Origin of the sequence: Pontibacillus litoralis JSM 072002 (assembly GCF_000775615.1) — a bacterium.
GTDB lineage: Bacteria > Bacillota > Bacilli > Bacillales > BH030062 > Pontibacillus > Pontibacillus litoralis.
In genome coordinates, this window is record NZ_AVPG01000011.1 from 1 (window position 1) to 17,673 (window position 17,673).

Here is a 17,673-nt window from a genome sequence, read left to right on the forward strand (position 1 = left end):
GGCATCTTTAAATGTTGCATACCCATTCACAATACCTGCTTCGTTTACTACGTCAACTGATTCTCCTTGGTGGCCAGTTTCGATAATAAGTAGTATTGGGCGGAACTTTTTGGTGAGGTGCAAAACTATGAAAATGCCTATAAATGATGCTATATTCGTGGGCCAGAAGGGATTATTTTAGAATTGGCGGAGCGAATCAAAGAAATATGGATGGGGACTTTATTAAGCAAACAGGCGCTTTTCTCGAATATGATTAGCGCCTGTCTGTATTATTGAAGATTAAGGTGAGAGAAAGATTAAAGGAACGCGGTATAATAAGGCATGTTTTCCGGTGTATGAGGAGGAAACAATAGGTTATGCAGCATATTAGGCCCTATATGAAAAGGGCGCATACTAATAAGGAATAGCTCCAATATTGTATGTAATGGTGGGTATTTTTCTTAAAAGGTTGAATTACATAGTGAGTACCGTTATTTTCTAATCAGCTAGGTTATTGTAAAGGGAAATAGATATGCACATAATAGGATGGAGTATCATTTACATGTTGATATAAATAATACAGTTCATAATAATGGGAAGCGGGTTTTAACCGGTGCTGATTACAATATGCGTGTACTTGTTCTTGAATAGCTTCTAGGTAGGTTAAGTCTGAAAAAGGATTGCCGATGTAATTAAATCGTAGTGCTTGGTCAAAGTGAATTTCCTCAATTTCATCGCATTCACTTGGGATGATATTGGAGCAGCAAACACGTCCATTTTCAGGTGAATGTATGTATTCGGAGTGATTCGTAAACCCTAGCATAGATGTTTTTGTCCAAAAAGGGTCGTCCACTTGATTATCTTGAATAGGCTCATCAATGTTGAATCCCTCTTGATCAACGGTAAAGCTTAACGCTTGACATAGGTAAATAAAGTCATTTTCTACATATTCCAATTGATTAGGATTGTGATGAAAACTCTCCATCCTTTTATTAAATTGTTGTAAAAAGTGTATTTTTTGGTCTAAGAGTAAACGTTGTTGCTTAAGCACTTCTATATATTCAGTATTAAAAGTAATGGCTTCTTCCATGTTCGTATATGTGAGCCATTCTCTTATATCTTGAAGCGGGATGTTTAACTCTCTTAATAATGTTACACTATTGAATTTTAAGGCATCGTCCAGTGTATAGTATCGATAATTATTGTTATGTACAATGGAAGGTGTTACAAGTTTCTCTTTATCATAATATCTCACTGTATCTGCAGAAACGTTATTGAATTTAGCGATAGCTCCCGTTCTAAAGTATTTATTATTCATGTACTGTGCACCTTTTTCGTGTTATTTTGTTCAGCATAAAAGGCTTGTAAATGGACAAGCCTTTTATGTGCTACTTATTGATTATTATAGGCTTCATGACTCATCATAAGCAATAGCTCGCTATAACCAGGGTATGGGTGAATGGCTTTTTGTAAGGAGTAGAATGGGATGTTGTGCGATTTTAATATTTGTAACTCACATAACATTTCACATGCTCTTTCTCCCAAAATACTAGCACCGAGAATGAGTCCTTTTTCATCACAAATCACTTTTGCTTTTCCTTTTGTTTTTTCATCTACGATAGCACGGTCTAGGTCACTATAATCTAATGTATAAACTTGAATGCGATTATCGTATTGCTCTCTTGCTTGTTTTTCTGTCATGCCTGTTCGTGCTAACTCTGGATCTGTAAAGGTACACCAAGCAACATGTTGAAAATTGATTCCTTCTTTCTTATCTGCGAAAGCATTTTGTATGGCTTGTTTCCCTTGTAATCCACCCGTATGTGAAAATAAGTACGGCCCAACGACATCGCCAACTGCGTAAATGTTAGGTATAGACGTTTCATAGAATTCATTTACTTCAATACCGCGCGAATGGTACGTTACGCCAATTTCCTCTAAGTTTAAGCCTTCCACGTTAGGTTTGCGTCCTGATGCCAATAAGATTGCATTTGCTGTAATGGTTTTTTTATTTCCATCTTGTTCAATGACTACTGTGATGCCAGTATCGTCTTCTTTTACTTCAACTGCTTTATGGGAGGTGTAGAAATTGATTCCTTCCTGCTCCAATGTTGTTTGAAGCATGCATGCCATTTCTTGTTCTTCACGATATAGAATGGTTTCTTCCATTTCAACAAGTTGTACTTGAACGCCTAGTCGTTGCATTGCCTGTGAAAGTTCAACACCGATAGCTCCACCACCAAGTATGATGATTTCTTTCGGCAATTCTTCTTGTAAGAAGATAGAGCTGTTTGTTAAGTAATTTACGTGATTTAACCCTTTAATTGGTGGGACTGCAGCAGAAGATCCAGTAGCAATGATAATTTTATCCGCCTTTATTTCTAGTCCTTCTACATGTAATGTATTGGCATCTTTAAATGTTGCATACCCATTCACATAATCAATACCTGCTTCGTTTAATACGTCAACCGATTCCCCTTGGTGGGCAGTTTCGATTAGTGCGCGAACTTTTTTCATAATTTGTTTTGAATCAATGGAGATAGGAGCAAAACTTTGTGCTGTTTTTACTTCTTTTGCTATTTGAATTAGTGCTTTACTTGGTATACAACCAGACCACGTACATTCTCCACCAGGTTTGAATTTATCTATGAGAACGACTTTTTTTCCAAGGTTGATTGCTTCAAATGAAGCGTTTAACCCGCCAGCACCTGCACCAATAATAGCAACATCATAGTTTTTCAACTGAATCCACCTCATTTATTAGTAATATGAATAAGTATGAACTATGGAGTCATTCCAGAGTCAACATCTATTTTGTGTTAAATGTCTGTCTTGCATTAAGAAGAGGTTTCTTTTCTAGGAAGCTATTAATAAGTAGTATTGGTATGAAATTTATTTTAATTAGCATAAAAAAATGAAGCACCGATTATGGCGCTTCATTTTGACTAAGGTTCGAGGCTGGTGCATGTGTATTCTTCCGTAAATGAACTAGTATTAAAATAGGAGCCTATTTATCTAATAATTCTTTAGCTAATAAGCGATAGCTATTTAAGCGTTTTTCTTGAGAATGAGGAACGGTCATGAGCATTGCTTCATCAAACCCATATATGGCTTGTTCTTTTCGCAATTGTGCGGAAACTTCTTGTACGTCCCCGACGAAATGTAATTGGCGTTTACGAAATTCTCTAATCTGCATACGCTCTATTTCGGATAGTGGGTAGGTTTGTGCTTCTTCGGGTGTTAGTGAAGGTTTAATCATTCCTCGCATTAACCATAACTGGGAGATGTCGTACGGTAATCCTTCAAATTCAGCTTCTTCTTTTGTTTCCGCAACAGTAACCATATACGTTACAAGGATGTTCGGTTTCTCTAAAAATGCAGAAGGCTTGAAGTTATTTCTATAGGAATCTAAAATATCGTGCGTCATACTTCCATTAAAGAATTGAGCGAATGAATAGCCAATTCCCATACGTCCTGCTTGAATGGCGCTGTTTCCAGATGAACCCAAAAGCCATGCTTCAGGTAATGCAATTTGCGAAGGCATAGCAATCGTTTTATTGTAAGGACTTTTAGCTGGCACTTCATCTTTCATGTATTGCAATGCTTGTTCTATTTTTTCATACATATTGTGCATCTGTGGCTCTTTTCCTTCTGACATGGCATAAATGGCATTACCATCTCCACCAGGTGCACGTCCTACACCGAAATCAATACGGTTAGGCGCATAAGCACTTAGCGTTTTGAATACTTCTGCTAGCTTTAATGGTGAGTAGTGCATGACCATCGTTCCGCCTGTTCCAACGCGAAGATTTTTTGTCTTAGCTGCTAAATGAGCGATTGTAATTTCGGGAGCTGAACTTGCAACCACATCCATTCCATGATGCTCAGCCATCCACATTCGATGATAACCTAATTCATCAGCTAACATAGCAAGTTCTTCTGCATTTTTAAGTGCTTGCACGGCTGTATTTCCGCTTGTTATACGTGCTTGATCTAGTATACTTAATTTCATGATTTATTCCCTTCTTTCCTATTTTGAATTAGTTTTTCTGGTGTTACGTCATTTCCAAGTGGATCGATTACAGTAAGGTTTGAAATGCTGTGAATCACTTGCCCACGGATTTGTTTTAAATATGCTTCACGAAGTTGCTTTTGTTCTATTTTTTCATCTTCTGTTAATCCTTTTTCGCGTTGTATTTTTGCTAGTTCATTGATACGATCTAACTCTTTTATCATTTGTTCACTTCCTTTATTTTAATGTTCAAGTATGGTGCTGTGAGTGAAGGGATGGGAAATATGGTAAAACTTCTTCCCCTAACTCTTGAACTACTTCATTTGCTGGACGTTTCCCTGGTTTTAAAACAAAAGCTACATGGTTAACACCAGCTTCTTGATAAGCATTTAGGTATTCAATTAAAAATTTATAACCTGCTCTGAACCCGCCTGTTATTGGTTTTGGAAACTCATTTGCTTTTTCAGATAAATCAATAGCTACAGGTTGCACAAATGGTTTGAACGTATTCGTTCGTTCTGACCACTTCTTAATAAGTGTTTTCTGATCTTTTATATTCTGTGGATAAAATAACCACCCATCCGTGTTTTCTGCTAGCCAATCAATTGTTTGGCGCGAGTATCCCGTTCCAAAGGTAGGTATGTTTCCTAGTAATGGTTTTGGTACAATATCCCCTTCTGTCAAGTTTATATACTCTGTTTGAATTTGAGGGAATGATTGTTGCCATGCTTTTCTCATGACTGTAATAGATTCTTGGAATAAATCCCCTTTCTTAGCTGGATCCACTTTAAAGGTAGGAAATTCAATGGCTCGATCTCCTGTAGCTACTCCGAATATAAAGCGCTGCTTGGATAAACGGTCTAATGAAGCAGCTGTCTTCGCTAAATGAAGAGGATTTCGTAAGGTTGTAACAATGCTTGAAGTACCTAATGCTATATGTTCGGTATGTGCTGCTACATAGGTTAAAAAAAGAAATGGGTCGTAAAGAAATCCCACATCTCCGAATTTCGGATCATAAATCGGAGCATCTCTTACAAATAATGAAGCAAACCCCATTTGATCAACCTGTTTAATTAGGTTTAATTGCTCCTCTATATCCATTTTGGGGAAGCTACCCGTATAAGATTCTAAAGGCAATAGAAATCCAAGCGTTAATTTATTTTTTTGAAAAGCAAGTCTATATCCATTGTGGTTTTGAAAGTTTTCCAATATAGTCCTCCGTTCATATAATTAATTTATGATGCTTTTCTCATTAATCATCTGTTGTACAGCCTCTATTTTTTCTTGGAATTTTGGAATTGTAATTCTTTCATACAAAGAGGCAATGGTTTCACGAATTAATACGTTTTTCCATGCAATTTCTGCCTCATCCATTAACTCCATTAACATGCAGCACTGATCATCTTCATTTAAATTAAGCATGTCCTTAAGAATGCCATTTGGTGAATATAGTGATTGATTATCTGTCGTTGCAAGATAAACATCATAAATAGAAATATCCTCTGGCTTTTTATTTAATTTATATCCGCCTTTTATACCGGCTGTAGAAGAAATTAAATCTGCATTTACTAATTTTCTTAGTAGTTTCAACGTATAGGTGCGTGAGGTTCCTAATTGTTGACTAATTGCATCCCCTGGTAATACTGCTTTTTCTGGTAACATGCTTAGCAATACTAATGTATATACGGATTGTTCTACTCCGGCTTTCATTTTCATTTTTTTATACATCCTTTGCATTCATTCTATAGTTTAACGTGGATATCTATTGTCCACTTTTAAAGTCTAATCTAAAAGTGTTTGGAAGTAAAGTAAAACGATAGCTTCGATTATGATGGCCGGCTGTTGCTCTTTTCGCATAATATTTTAAAGGCGTTGAACGATAAGCTAAATGTGTGTGGAGTTTTCGTATACGCATTGCCAAAGTTGTGGTATGCCATTAGAAGATCAATCGTTATTGGGAACAGAAATAGGAGGGGAGTGCAGCACTGACTATTGTTTGTATTGTTACGAGGCGGGAGAGTTTAAGCAACCGCATGTAACGTTTCAAGAAATGGTCGATATGTGTGTATCTTATTTACAGAAAGATGGTGTAGCGGCAGAAGAGGCACGTCATCTGTTAACGTCCTTTTTACCGAGCTTAAAGAGATGGAGAAAAGGAGGAATGCTCGAGCCTGTTATCATTGAGAAGGAAGCTTTTCAAATCATGGGGATAACCGCTCGGACAAGTAATGCGGATGAATTAACAGCTCAAACAAAAAATTCCAACACTATGGTCTGCGTTTTATGAGCAAAATGTAGTTGAGCCAATGGCTAAGTTGGTAAAACCGACAGTCACTTACGGCTTATATTCCGATTATGCAAGCGATGTGAACGGAGAGTATTCAATTACACTTGGTATGGAGGCGTTATCGAGCATAGAGCCACCAGAAGAAGTGGTTGTAAAAACGATTCCGTCTGCTAAATACATGGTGTTTACTACGGAGAAAGGGCCTATCGTAGAAGTTGTCATCAAAGCTTGGCAAGACATATGGGCTCGGTTTGCAAGCTCTGAAGTGGAAAGAGCATATACAGGGGATTTCGAAAGGTATGACGAAAGGTGCGCTAACCCTGAAGAAGCACAAGTAGATATTTATATAGCGATAAAGTGACAATGAATTTGAGATATATTTCGCTTTTTGCAACGATGAAAAAGCCGAAACTATTCAATTAATTGAAGTAGAGTGATGGCGTGTGCATAGAGCCTTTTTGTAGCAATAAAATACAATATAGTGATAATTAACAGGAAAAGCGTACAATTTCGTGCGCTTTTTTGCGTTTAATGACGAGGTGGATGAATGCAAATCAAATCGGAAAAGTGATAAGATATTAATATAAACATATAAATGTAAAGAGAGATTCTATACGTTGGTATCTATTTTTATGGTTGTGATTGTTTTTTTTGCTGGCATTGGTAGGGGACCATTTTAATCCCTAGTTGCTTGCACGGCAAATGTTCGATTAATTTGGGAAGGTTTAGCATAAGGAGACGATTCGTATGGAAGAGAATATATTTCTATACTACACAAACGATATACATAGTCATTTTGAAAATTGGCCGAAGATTGTAGCGTATTGGAATAAACAGCGGAGTTATCACAGGCAACGAAATGAAGCGATGTTTACGGTTGATATTGGTGATCATGTTGATCGGTTTCATCCGATAACAGAAGCGCTTAAAGGGAAAGCGAATGTAGAGCTTTTGAACAAGGCGGGTTATGATGTGGTGACGATTGGCAATAATGAAGGGATTACGCTGCCACATGATGATTTATACTCGTTATATGAGGAGGCTGCCTTTGATGTTGTATGTGGTAACTTATCTAATCGAGAAGGGCCAAATCCAGAATGGTTAAAACCGTATACGATTAAAACAACGGAAAAAGGTACAAAAATTGCGATGCTAGGACTGACCGCACCGTTTAAAACGTTTTATCGATTGCTTGGATGGGACATATCTTCCCCGTTTGAATGGTTAGATCAAACGATACAGGAAGTGAGAAACCAAGCGGATATAGTCGTGTTTTTGTCTCATTTAGGGATTAATGATGATCAAGAGATTGCTCGTCGCTATGAGGATATTGATGTCATTATTGGTGGACATACGCATCATTTATTTAAAGAAGGCGAATGGGTGAACAACACATTGCTAACAGCTGCTGGTAAGCATGGTGTATATGTTGGAGAAGTGATTCTAACATGGGATGCGGAAGCAAACATGTTAAAGCAAAAGCAAGCATATGCCTATCATCTTAACGAGCAAGAAGAAGCGGCCTCTGTGAAACAATTGCTGGAAGAGTACCAAGCAAAAGCGAGTGATGTGTTAAATGAACCAATCACTTATTTATCTCAACCTTTGCCTGTTCATTGGTTTAAAGAGACTCAGATAATCAAAGAATTCGTTCATACATTACGCTCATGGACAGATGCGGAATGTGCTATGTTAAATGCGGGTGTGTTAATGGATGGTTTTTCTGATGGAGCTGTGACACGAGGGGATATTCATCGCATATGTCCTCATCCAATGAATCCGTGTAAAGTGAAATTACAAGGTGATGAATTACTTGAAGTAGTCCGTCATGCTCATACGAAACGATTTATGGAATTGAAGTTGAAAGGATTTGGATTCAGAGGGGAAATCATTGGTCGTATGGTGTTCTCTGGGATGGAAGTGACAGTAAGTCGTGATAGGGATGGAAATGAATATGTAAAAAATGTGCATGTTGCTGGAGAGCCACTCCAAATGGATCGTACCTATGAAGTAGCTACAGCAGATACGTTTACATTCGGTAAGTTTCTACCTGGAATATCCAATAGTGCATACAAGCAGTTTTACATGCCAGAGTTGTTACGAGATTTACTGGCACATACGTTAATTCGAATTTCATAACGATTACACGGAAGGACCAGCGCTCCCATGATTCAGGCGTTGGTCCTTTCGTGTAGTTACGCTTCAATTTCAAATCCTAAGTCTTCGATCATTTGATGATCAGCTGTATATGCCTGCCCATTTGATGTCAAATAATCCCCGACAAAAATAGAATTCGCCGCATAAAGTCCCATCACTTGTAAAGAACGAAGGTTGACTTCTCTACCTCCTGATATGCGGATCTCTTTCGTCGGATTCATAAAGCGGAAGAGGGCTAACACTTTTAAGCAGTAACGTGGGTTTAATTGATCCATGTGCTCAAGTGGAGTCCCTTGTACTGGAATTAAGAAGTTTACTGGGATGGAATCGGCATTTAAATGACGAAGCTCTAAGGCAATTTGGTACACATCCTCAAGTGATTCTCCCATGCCGATAATGCAACCAGAACAAGGAGATAAGCCGGCGTGTTTAGCGTTTTCTACAGTTTCTACACGATGCTCGTATGTATGTGTCGTAGTGATGTTATGGTGGTGATCTGCACTTGTATTGACATTGTGGTTGTATCGATCAACACCAGCTTCTTTCAGTTTCTGTGCTTTTTCCTCTGATACGATTCCGAGACAAGCACAAATCGTTAATGGTGTCGTTGCTTTAATCTCAGTAACAGCTTCTATGACTTGATCAATCTCTTTGTTGGTGGCACCTCGTCCACTTGCAACAATGCAGTAGGTACCTGCATGTCGTTCCATTGCTTCATGGGCCCCTTTTATGAGCGTCTCTTTGTTTAACAACGTATATTTATCAATTGGAGCATTGGAAACAATCGACTGGGCGCAGTATCCGCAATTCTCAGGACAAAGTCCACTTTTCGCGTTAATAATCATGTTTAGTTTCACTTTGTTTCCATAATAATGGTTTCGAACGCGGTAGGCTGCTTGCATTAATGGTAATAGTTCTTCATCCTTAGCTGTTAACACATGTAAAGCTTGTTCAAGGGTCAGGATTTCTCCATTTAAAGCTTGGTCTGCTAACTGTTCCCAATAGGACATACTTGTTTGCGTTTGCATAACATTTCCTCCCTTTAGTTAACCGTTAAATTATTGGTTAACATATGTTTAATCTAATCATGAAGTGAAGCTGCTGTCAATGAAATCGGAAAGAAATAACACTCTTTTCTTGTACTAGTCATAATGTGTATAAGAAAGGAGTGAAGAATGATGATGACGGTTGAACCTATCATGCTAGAGGGTCACCCTTTTACGGCAATATCTGTTCAACTACCTAAAACCAATCTTTTAGTTGTAACGAATAAGGTGGGCTACATTATGTGCGGAGCATTGGATATTGCGTTATTAAATGAAAAGTTAGGGAATCGAAATATCGTAGCAGGCAGAGCGGTCGGGGTTCGAACGATAGAAGAATTGCTAAAAGCCCCCCTCGAATCGGTTACAGTTGGGGCTCATCATGTTGGTTGGACGATAGGCATGTCAGGGGAAGAAGCGTTGTTGAAACTTGTAGAATAAAGTTGAAAATAGTATACTTTTACTGTTCTTTATAAGATATAGATGGAGGACCTGTTCCTAATTATAGGTTCTCTATTCATTGTTTTAACGGAATAAATGCGCTAGCAATAGTGAAATGATGTTATGTATTTACAGAGGGAGGATGACATGCGTCTAAAATCAACGTTTTCATTAAGGCCTGGAGATGAGCTAGCGAAACGAATATATAATGAAAATGATCAAATATTAGTACAATCAGGAATTGCTTTAACGCAAAGAATGATCAATCGTTTGCAGGAATTAGGTATTCCTTACGTTTATATAGAGGACGAAGCAACATATGGAATTGAAACGACTTTCCCAATTTCAGAGCGTGCGCGTAAAGAAGCGATACATACGATTCAAGATACATTTAGCATAGTGGAAGATGAAAGGGAGTCAAGTAAACGTTTTATTTCAAGTAAGACAAGTGAGCAAATCAATAAAGTTGTTCAAAATATGCTTGCTGAGATACAAAAGAATAAGGAAGTCGTCAATTTATTATCTGATGTATTTGTATTCGATGATTATATATTCAAACATTCTTTAAACGTAACAATCTATTCTCTCACTTTGGGCATGCAGTTAAAGTTATCAAGAAATGAGTTGCAATTATTAGGGTTTGGAGCGATGTTGCACGATGTCGGAAAGATAACTGTGCCTAGAGATATTTTAATGAAGGCTGATAAATTGACAAGTGGTGAATTTGAACATGTGAAGCGACATTGTGAAGAAGGTTTTAACTTATTAAGGAATGTGGAAACGGTACCTTTAGTTGTCGCTCATTGTGCGTTTCAACACCATGAACGTCTAGATGGATCTGGTTACCCAAGAGGGTTAGGGAAAGATGATATCCACTTGTTCTCAAAAATTATCGGAATTGCCGATGTTTTTGATGCGGTAACGAGCAATCGTGTTTATCGTAAAGCGATGCTTCCCCATGAAGGATTAGAAATTCTTTATGCTGGAGCGGGTAGTTTATTTGAAAAGCATATGATTGAAGCGTTTCGTAGAGGTATAGCTGTTTATCCTAATGGTCTTACAGTTGAATTAAGTGATGGCCGCATTGGTATCGTTGCCCGTCAAAATAAAGATGTTAGTGATCGTCCATTTATTCGAATATTAGAAGAAAATGGTGAGGAGCTTGTCGAACCATATGAAATCAATTTAATGGAATCCTTGAATATTGTCATTGTAAAATGCGATACAACAATGATTTAACTTGAAAAGCAGTCAATCCCTGTCCTTAACTTGCATATGTTTTAAGGAGAGGGGGATTTTTTGGATGATTAGGAAGAGGTACTATCGAAGACCGAGACGTATAACTCCACCTCCACGAGGAAAAATGGTTCTTATCACGTTTATTGTATTTGTGAGTAGTGTAATCGGTAGTTTGTGGATTATTAATGAAAGTATTGAACCAAAGATTATGGAAATTGCTCAATTTAGAACAGATCAACTCGCTCGTGATGCCATCATTGAAGCAGTAAACAAAAAGGTAGTAGATAATTTAGAGCCTGATGACATAGTCATTGTGGAAAAAAATAAAGATGGCTATATCTCTTCAGTAGGATGGAACACAGCAATGATTAATCGGGTGCAACGGGATACGTACTTCCGCGTACAGCAATATTTAGAACGGTTAGAAAAAGGGGAAAGTCTCGATTCTGCTCTAGATATTGATTTAGATGATGAGCCAGAAACCTCTAGGGAAGAATTGCTGGAGCGACCAACGTTAACCCAAATTCCTCTAGGGCAAGCAACGAATAATGCGTTACTTGCAAACTTAGGTCCAAAAATTCCTGTTCATTTTCAAACAATCGGTGATGTAGAGACGACCGTTAGTAAAGAACGATATGATTATGGTATTAACAGTGCAGAGTTTGAAGTAAGTGTGAATGTTAAAGTGCGTCTTCGAATTGTATTGCCGTTCTCCACGGATACAACGGAAGTGGAAACTAATATACTTGTTGCGCAAAATGCGTTTAATGGAGAGGTACCAGAGTTTTATAATGAAAGTCAAGGAGGAGAAGGAATGAATCCCTCCATTGAAATTCCATCAAGTCCCTTGTCTTCTCCGTAATTAATTGTTATGATGATATTTATATACAATTGAATTTGCGTGACCTTATCATATCGATGAGGTAGAGGCGCATTCTAGTATGAGTAGTCAATTGGAGGATGACAACAACGACAATTGATGAAAGGACTGTTTGCCGAAGTGTAATAAGAACGTCATGCTTATTATGCTGGTATGTTTCTGAATAAGAAATATACTGTCATGCGAACCGGATAGATGGATTGCATGATGCGCTACTGATCGAGATGGAGGATAACACTATTATTTGTTTATAGTAGAACAAGTAATGATAGGTTATTGGCTCTATCATGGCTTGTTTTTTTTATTTCCTCGCATTTCTTCTCTATTCAATGCATAGAATGTATTCATTTTGTGCATGCCATCAGTAACTGCATCGTTATGTCTATCATTCCTTTCCTTCAACATCAGATGAAGGCAAACTATTAATTGGAGGGGAATTAGATGGAAGGTACGATTTACTCACTTATACCACCACTTATTATGCTCATTCTTGTATTGTTAACGAGAAACGTGCTCGTGTCTTTAGGGGCAGGTATTGTCGTCGGTGGATTTATGCTCCATGATTTTGTACTTGGAGATTCTGTAAAAGAAATATGGAATAGTTTTATGATGATTTTTTATATGGATGGTACTATCCAATGGGGGAATATTTATTTATTCTTCTTTTTAGCACTATTAGGCATTACCACCGCTTTCATGACGGCATCTGGAGGTAGTCAGGCGTTTGGGGAATGGGCAATTAAACGCATTAAGACGCGTAAAGGGGCGCAATTAATGCCTGCTGTATTAGGGATTATTATTTTTATTGATGATTATTTTAACAGTCTGGCTATAGGTCAAGTTGCTCGTCCAGTAACAGATCGATATAAAGTGTCTAGAGCGAAACTTGCTTATTTAATTGATTCAACTTCTGCTCCTGTAACGGTTATTTCTCCAATTTCGAGCTGGGGTGCTTTCATTATTGGTACGCTTGGTGGAATACTAGCTACTCATGGTATAACCGATATAAGTGAATTGGAAGCATTTGTTAAGATGGTGCCACTTAATTTATATGTTTTTGCTGCTATTTTACTCGTTTTCCTTAGCATTTTTATGAAGGTAGATTTAGGGGCGATGAAGAAGCATGAAGATCGTGCTCAGCAAACAGGGGAGCTTGTTACAAAGGGAAAAGTCATCCCTGGAGATTTGGATAATGCTTTCGTCGAACATCATAATGGAAAAGTCATACATCTTATTGCCCCAATTGTTGCCTTATTTATTTCGACCGTTGCAGCCATGATCCTAACTGGTATGCAAGCTGTAGAGGGACAGGTTCATTTGTTGTCTATCTTTGCAGCTACGAATGTAACGTTATCACTGTTTATTGGCGGTTTAGTAGCTGTTATGACATCAGTGGTGTTATATATTAAACAACCTCAACCGAAAACGAACGTTTGGAAGGTAATGAACGAAGGAACTAAATCGATGTTGCCGGCCATTTATATTTTAATTTTTGCTTGGATGATTGGTTCTATTATTGAATCCCTTCAAACAGGAACTTATTTAGCCAATACAGTGGAAGCAGCTTCCATTTCCCCTTCGTACTTACCATTGTTAATTTTTGTTGTGTCAGGTTTAATGGCTTTTGCAACTGGCACATCATGGGGAACTTTCGGTGTTATGCTTCCTATTGCAGGGGAAATTGCTGTACAAACCGATATTCAATTTCTATTACCGTCTCTTGCGGCTGTGTTAGCAGGTAGCGTGTTTGGCGATCATTGTTCTCCTATCTCTGATACGTCGATATTATCTTCAACAGGAGCAGGATCGAATCATATTGATCACGTTATGACGCAGTTACCTTATGCATTAATTAGTGCCGTCGCAACAGGGGTTGGTTATATCGTATTTGGTATTACAACAAGTACGATGCTTGCTTTGACGACAACATTAGTTATTGTACTTGTTGTTGCTTTATTATGTAGAGCTAAACTATCTCAAGCATAACGCGGAGTAGCCAGCTAGAACGTATAGGCTGGCTACTTTTTATATGTAAAATATCAGAATAATCAGATATTAACTTTACAACCGAATAGGCGTTGGTTATAATACAATCAACCGATAAAAAAACAGAAAAATCGGAAAATTATTCTCTTTTCTTTTGGTTAGAATAGCATGGCACTAAGGAAAGAATGGAATGAAAGGGAGGGTTAACGAATGGATAATCGTGGACAATGGGGTACTAGAGCTGGGTTTTTATTAGCTGCAATGGGTTCAGCAATTGGATTAGGGAATATTTGGCGTTTCCCTGCCACAGCTTATGAAAATGGTGGAGGTGCGTTCTTCTTACCTTATTTATTTGCCTTACTTACAGCTGGTATTCCTATTCTAATTATGGAATTCACGATTGGTCATAAACTACGTGGATCGGCGCCGAATTCTTTTAACAAGATGGATAAGAAGATGGAATGGATTGGTTGGTGGCAAGTAGGTATTTCCTTTGTTATTTCTACGTATTATGCGGTTATTATTGCTTGGGCCAGTATGTTTGCTTGGTATTCTATTGGATTAGATTGGGGAAGTGATACACAAACGTTTTTCTTAAATGATTTTTTGAATATGACGGATCCAGGGGTATTTGGCAACATTGTACCTAAAGTTGTTCTGCCACTTATCGTCATTTGGCTTATCGTTCTAGGAGTGCTTTCTAGAGGCGTTAAGAAAGGTATAGAAGTAGCGAACAAAATTTTTATTCCGACGCTTGTGGTATTATTTCTTCTTATCGTTATACGAGCTGTTACACTCGAGGGTGCTGGTGCTGGGTTAGATGCCTTTTTTAAACCAGATTGGAGTAGTATTACAGATGGAAGCGTATGGATTGCGGCATATGGTCAAATATTCTTTAGTTTATCAATTGCTTTTGCAATTATGATTACGTATTCCTCTTATTTACCTAGAAAATCTGATATTACGAACAATGCTTTTATTACTGGTTTTGCGAACTCCTCTTTTGAATTGTTGGCAGGAATAGGTGTGTTTGCTGCGTTAGGGTTTATGGCTGCGCAAGCGAATGTAGAAGTAACAGAAGTCGTGAATGGTGGTATTATATTAGCATTTGTCGTCTTTCCTGAAATTATAAGTCAAATGCCTTTTTCAGCTTTCTTTGGTGTATTGTTCTTCTTGTCACTAGTTTTAGCCGGTTTCTCCTCTCTTATATCGATTTCAGAAACGTATGTATCTGCTGTATCGGAGAAGTTTAATATATCTAGAGGTGCATCGGTTGTATTTGGGGGAGGTTTAGCAGCGTTGATTTCTTTAGCTTATGCAACGCAAGGCGGCCTTGCATTATTAGATACGGTAGACCATTTTATTAACAGCTATGGTGTTGCGCTAGCTGGTTTAGTAGAAGTTGTAGCTATTGCATGGCTCTATCGTGGGCTGAAAGATATTCAAAATCATGCGAATTCGGTTTCTGATATTAAGATTGGTGCCTGGTGGCGCTATTCGATTAGTATCATAACACCGATTGTACTTGGATTTATGATGGTGCAAAATATACGAACAGAATTAGCGAGTAATTATGAAGGCTATCCTACCGATTTCTTATTCACATACGGTTGGTTAGTAGTTGTTGGTGTTATTGTTGTAGGAGTGATTTTATCTATTCGAAAATGGCCAACTCAAACTACGTATGAAACGAAGCAAGGAGGAATCACACATGACAAGTAGTGCGATAGTAATGATGATTTTAGGTATGATAGTGATATGGGGCGGGTTAGCTGCAAGTATAATGAATGCAGTGAAAAAAGTAAAATAAGTAAATAAGGGTTACCTCGTTAGAAGAGGTAACCCTATTTACTTGTCAATTTGTTGTTGAGTAAGTCGCTCCCATTTTCGTAAAGCTGGATACGGATCAAAGGAATACTGGCTATAACCGTTATCTTTATATAACCCGTAGTGTAAGTGGGGAGGAAATTTACCTGATGTTCCTGGAGGGCCGTACCCTGTTGCTCCGACATACCCAATAACATCCCCTGGTTTCACAACTTGGCCGACAGATACCCCTTTTTCAAAACCATTTAAATGCGCAAGGTAGTGGTACGTGTTGTTAATATCTCTTATGCCAATTCTCCAACCACCATATCGATTCCACCCTTTCATTTCGATGACTCCATACGTAGTAGAACGTACTGGTACGCCGTAATTTGCAAAAATATCAGTGCCTTCATGAATTCTCCTGCCACCAAATCCTCGTGGATCGCCCCATGTACTACGATAACTATAATTATGCTGTAAAGGAACAGGGAAAATGCGGTCTTCTAGAGAAATAGAGCGAAAAGTTTCATACACTTTAGCTGTAAACATAATGGATTGCACAGAGAGATCTCGTTCGTAATAGTTCCACAAGGCAATTTTAACATCTTGCTTAGTTGTTCCAAATTGATAAATCCAATTGGCCATCGTATAAAGAATATCTTCATCATTTGATCGATCTGCTAATCCATCACCGTCTCCATCTTGTCCTATTCCATCAAATAAAATGGCTTCTTCAGCTGAGAGTGTATCATGATCATTTGGATTTCCGTGACCATTCCATTTTTCAATCGGGATGGTAATGGAGATTACGCCTTCAGATATTGGCTCTTTTTGAATGTTTCTTTCGTATTGGTCTATAGCTGCCAAGTAATACCATGGTATATTTGTAATGGCTTCATACTTTTGATATAGTGCCATACGTTGGTCATAAGGATCATCATTAGATTGAGCGAATGTATAGGTTGGGAGAAGAAGTAATATAATGGTGATTACACTTGTTTTAATCAAGGTGAATTCACCTCCATTTATGAGTTGTCTACGTATAGTGTGTGGTAAAAGGCAAAAAACATTATTGGTAAATATTTATGAAAAAACCAGCATTTAAGCTGGCTTTTCGTTACATATTTCTTTTATCTTTGTGTGATTTCGTTTCATCATTGTACATGGATTCACCTTGAGGAGACTGACGCATTTGTTCAATCGTGGATTCCAATGAACTATTATAATTATCACTTTTGGTTGATAATTTACTTAACGTAGCGAGGTCTTGATGAAAGTTGGGCTCATCGGTTACATATACTTCATAATAACGTGGCAGTACAGACAGCGCTGTTTTCTTTGCTAAATCGGCGGCTTTTTCCCTTGATAATTCGCCGTTCGGTGTATAAGCAATTAAGGCTTCTGAAGCAGTAACGAGAGTGGCAGCATCCTCTATTCCTTCACCTTGAAGAATCATTCGTGTAATTAAATCGGACACATGCTCACGTTGCATCACACCGTAGCGTATGTCGTTTTCTACTTGTTCTTCTTTGTGACGAGTATAGCCTAAGCGATCTGTTTCCTCGTTTGTGTCATCCTTAACAGACATGTAATTATAATTTTCCGTCGTATTTAAATAATTGTTGTCATGTAAGCCGTTTCGCTCATTTGTCATTTCTTGTTTTTTTTCACTATCATAATAACCTGCTGCATTGAATTGATCTGCTTTATCAATGTCCATCGCTTCATCGGCTCCACAACCCGTTACAAGAAAAGTGGTTGCTAATGCAGAGGTTATAAACCATGATTTATAATTCAATGGCCACACTCCTTTATTTTTAAAATTAGCTCTCCCTTCTTG

Annotated in this window: 18 protein-coding genes, 1 pseudogene and 1 riboswitch; of the genes and pseudogenes, 10 read left to right on the top strand and 9 right to left on the bottom strand. The window is 38.0% G+C overall.

Annotation, left to right across the window (positions count from 1 at the left end):
- Positions 1 to 123: 123 nt before the first annotated feature.
- Positions 124 to 201, top strand: a pseudogene (locus N784_RS17240) (VOC family protein); the annotation flags it as partial.
- A gap of 289 nt (positions 202 to 490) precedes the next feature.
- Here the strand turns inward: N784_RS17240 and N784_RS08380 are convergent.
- The 6 genes from N784_RS08380 to N784_RS08405 form a co-directional block, all read right to left on the bottom strand.
- A complete protein-coding gene (locus N784_RS08380; RefSeq protein ID WP_036834102.1) occupies positions 491 to 1,297 on the bottom strand; it encodes a MerR family transcriptional regulator in 807 nt (268 codons plus the stop codon).
- A 74-nt stretch (positions 1,298 to 1,371) separates the two neighbouring features.
- Positions 1,372 to 2,721, bottom strand: a complete 1,350-nt coding sequence (locus N784_RS08385) for a dihydrolipoyl dehydrogenase family protein (protein ID WP_198134412.1) — start codon at positions 2,719 to 2,721, stop codon at positions 1,372 to 1,374.
- A 265-nt stretch (positions 2,722 to 2,986) separates the two neighbouring features.
- Positions 2,987 to 3,991: an LLM class flavin-dependent oxidoreductase gene (locus N784_RS08390; RefSeq protein ID WP_036834103.1), complete on the bottom strand. Its 1,005-nt coding sequence runs from the start codon at positions 3,989 to 3,991 to the stop codon at positions 2,987 to 2,989.
- The gene (locus tag N784_RS08395) at positions 3,988 to 4,215 is read right to left on the bottom strand and encodes a DUF896 domain-containing protein (protein ID WP_036834104.1); all 228 of its coding nucleotides are present in this window, start codon (positions 4,213 to 4,215) and stop codon (positions 3,988 to 3,990) included. Before N784_RS08395 ends, N784_RS08390 begins: the two co-directional genes overlap by 4 nt.
- A gap of 25 nt (positions 4,216 to 4,240) precedes the next feature.
- Positions 4,241 to 5,200: an LLM class oxidoreductase gene (locus tag N784_RS08400; RefSeq protein WP_036834105.1), complete on the bottom strand. Its 960-nt coding sequence runs from the start codon at positions 5,198 to 5,200 to the stop codon at positions 4,241 to 4,243.
- A gap of 21 nt (positions 5,201 to 5,221) precedes the next feature.
- Positions 5,222 to 5,707: an RrF2 family transcriptional regulator gene (locus N784_RS08405; protein WP_036834107.1), complete on the bottom strand. Its 486-nt coding sequence runs from the start codon at positions 5,705 to 5,707 to the stop codon at positions 5,222 to 5,224.
- Between the two features lie 214 nt (positions 5,708 to 5,921).
- Between N784_RS08405 and N784_RS16910 the strand changes: the two genes are divergently transcribed.
- From N784_RS16910 to N784_RS08420, 3 genes are all read left to right on the top strand, one after another.
- The gene (locus tag N784_RS16910) at positions 5,922 to 6,278 is read left to right on the top strand and encodes a zinc ribbon domain-containing protein (protein ID WP_232305995.1); all 357 of its coding nucleotides are present in this window, start codon (positions 5,922 to 5,924) and stop codon (positions 6,276 to 6,278) included.
- A gap of 19 nt (positions 6,279 to 6,297) precedes the next feature.
- Positions 6,298 to 6,639 carry a GyrI-like domain-containing protein gene (locus N784_RS16915; protein WP_232305996.1) on the top strand — a complete coding sequence of 114 codons (342 nt, stop codon included), beginning with the start codon at positions 6,298 to 6,300 and terminating at the stop codon, positions 6,637 to 6,639.
- A 386-nt stretch (positions 6,640 to 7,025) separates the two neighbouring features.
- A complete protein-coding gene (locus N784_RS08420; protein ID WP_036834109.1) occupies positions 7,026 to 8,417 on the top strand; it encodes a bifunctional metallophosphatase/5'-nucleotidase in 1,392 nt (463 codons plus the stop codon).
- Between the two features lie 56 nt (positions 8,418 to 8,473).
- On the opposite strand, the gene bioB is transcribed toward N784_RS08420, so the two are convergent.
- On the bottom strand, positions 8,474 to 9,445 hold the full coding sequence (gene bioB / locus N784_RS08425; RefSeq protein WP_084600201.1) for a biotin synthase BioB: 972 nt from the start codon (positions 9,443 to 9,445) through the stop codon (positions 8,474 to 8,476).
- Positions 9,446 to 9,613: 168 nt separating this feature from the next.
- Between bioB and N784_RS08430 the strand changes: the two genes are divergently transcribed.
- The 6 genes from N784_RS08430 (at position 9,614) to N784_RS16300 (ending at position 15,834) form a co-directional block, all read left to right on the top strand.
- Positions 9,614 to 9,919 carry a YunC family protein gene (locus tag N784_RS08430; protein WP_036834111.1) on the top strand — a complete coding sequence of 102 codons (306 nt, stop codon included), beginning with the start codon at positions 9,614 to 9,616 and terminating at the stop codon, positions 9,917 to 9,919.
- A 147-nt stretch (positions 9,920 to 10,066) separates the two neighbouring features.
- Positions 10,067 to 11,158: an HD-GYP domain-containing protein gene (locus N784_RS08435; RefSeq protein ID WP_036834113.1), complete on the top strand. Its 1,092-nt coding sequence runs from the start codon at positions 10,067 to 10,069 to the stop codon at positions 11,156 to 11,158.
- A gap of 64 nt (positions 11,159 to 11,222) precedes the next feature.
- A complete protein-coding gene (gene yunB, locus N784_RS08440; protein WP_036834114.1) occupies positions 11,223 to 12,020 on the top strand; it encodes a sporulation protein YunB in 798 nt (265 codons plus the stop codon).
- Between the two features lie 54 nt (positions 12,021 to 12,074).
- A riboswitch (Lysine riboswitch) is annotated at positions 12,075 to 12,261 on the top strand.
- Between the two features lie 218 nt (positions 12,262 to 12,479).
- The gene (locus N784_RS08445; RefSeq protein ID WP_036834116.1) at positions 12,480 to 14,024 is read left to right on the top strand and encodes a Na+/H+ antiporter NhaC family protein; all 1,545 of its coding nucleotides are present in this window, start codon (positions 12,480 to 12,482) and stop codon (positions 14,022 to 14,024) included.
- A gap of 210 nt (positions 14,025 to 14,234) precedes the next feature.
- Positions 14,235 to 15,746: a sodium-dependent transporter gene (locus tag N784_RS08450; RefSeq protein WP_036834117.1), complete on the top strand. Its 1,512-nt coding sequence runs from the start codon at positions 14,235 to 14,237 to the stop codon at positions 15,744 to 15,746.
- Entirely contained in the window at positions 15,736 to 15,834 is a 99-nt protein-coding gene (locus N784_RS16300) for a methionine/alanine import family NSS transporter small subunit (RefSeq protein ID WP_084600196.1), read from the top strand. The genes N784_RS08450 and N784_RS16300 overlap by 11 nt, the downstream gene beginning before the upstream one ends.
- 38 nt (positions 15,835 to 15,872) lie before the next feature.
- Here N784_RS16300 and N784_RS08455 read toward each other — a convergent pair whose 3' ends face one another.
- Positions 15,873 to 16,838, bottom strand: coding sequence for a M23 family metallopeptidase (locus N784_RS08455; protein WP_052127222.1), 966 nt, complete (start codon positions 16,836 to 16,838; stop codon positions 15,873 to 15,875).
- A gap of 112 nt (positions 16,839 to 16,950) precedes the next feature.
- Positions 16,951 to 17,631 carry a YhcN/YlaJ family sporulation lipoprotein gene (locus tag N784_RS15970; protein WP_052127212.1) on the bottom strand — a complete coding sequence of 227 codons (681 nt, stop codon included), beginning with the start codon at positions 17,629 to 17,631 and terminating at the stop codon, positions 16,951 to 16,953.
- Positions 17,632 to 17,673 lie beyond the last annotated feature (42 nt).

Excerpts from the sequence above, each read along its gene's own strand:
- N784_RS08380 (WP_036834102.1), bottom strand. The coding sequence starts at position 1,297 with ATGAATAATAAATACTTTAGAACGGGAGCTATCGCTAAATTCAATAAC.
- N784_RS08390 (WP_036834103.1), bottom strand. The coding sequence starts at position 3,991 with ATGAAATTAAGTATACTAGATCAAGCACGTATAACAAGCGGAAATACA.
- N784_RS08395 (WP_036834104.1), bottom strand. The coding sequence starts at position 4,215 with ATGATAAAAGAGTTAGATCGTATCAATGAACTAGCAAAAATACAACGC.
- N784_RS08405 (WP_036834107.1), bottom strand. The coding sequence starts at position 5,707 with ATGAAAATGAAAGCCGGAGTAGAACAATCCGTATATACATTAGTATTG.
- N784_RS16910 (WP_232305995.1), top strand. The coding sequence starts at position 5,922 with ATGCCATTAGAAGATCAATCGTTATTGGGAACAGAAATAGGAGGGGAG.
- N784_RS16915 (WP_232305996.1), top strand. The coding sequence starts at position 6,298 with ATGGCTAAGTTGGTAAAACCGACAGTCACTTACGGCTTATATTCCGAT.
- N784_RS08420 (WP_036834109.1), top strand. The coding sequence starts at position 7,026 with ATGGAAGAGAATATATTTCTATACTACACAAACGATATACATAGTCAT.
- bioB (WP_084600201.1), bottom strand. The coding sequence starts at position 9,445 with ATGTCCTATTGGGAACAGTTAGCAGACCAAGCTTTAAATGGAGAAATC.
- N784_RS08430 (WP_036834111.1), top strand. The coding sequence starts at position 9,614 with ATGATGACGGTTGAACCTATCATGCTAGAGGGTCACCCTTTTACGGCA.
- N784_RS08435 (WP_036834113.1), top strand. The coding sequence starts at position 10,067 with ATGCGTCTAAAATCAACGTTTTCATTAAGGCCTGGAGATGAGCTAGCG.
- yunB (WP_036834114.1), top strand. The coding sequence starts at position 11,223 with ATGATTAGGAAGAGGTACTATCGAAGACCGAGACGTATAACTCCACCT.
- N784_RS08445 (WP_036834116.1), top strand. The coding sequence starts at position 12,480 with ATGGAAGGTACGATTTACTCACTTATACCACCACTTATTATGCTCATT.
- N784_RS08450 (WP_036834117.1), top strand. The coding sequence starts at position 14,235 with ATGGATAATCGTGGACAATGGGGTACTAGAGCTGGGTTTTTATTAGCT.
- N784_RS16300 (WP_084600196.1), top strand. The coding sequence starts at position 15,736 with ATGACAAGTAGTGCGATAGTAATGATGATTTTAGGTATGATAGTGATA.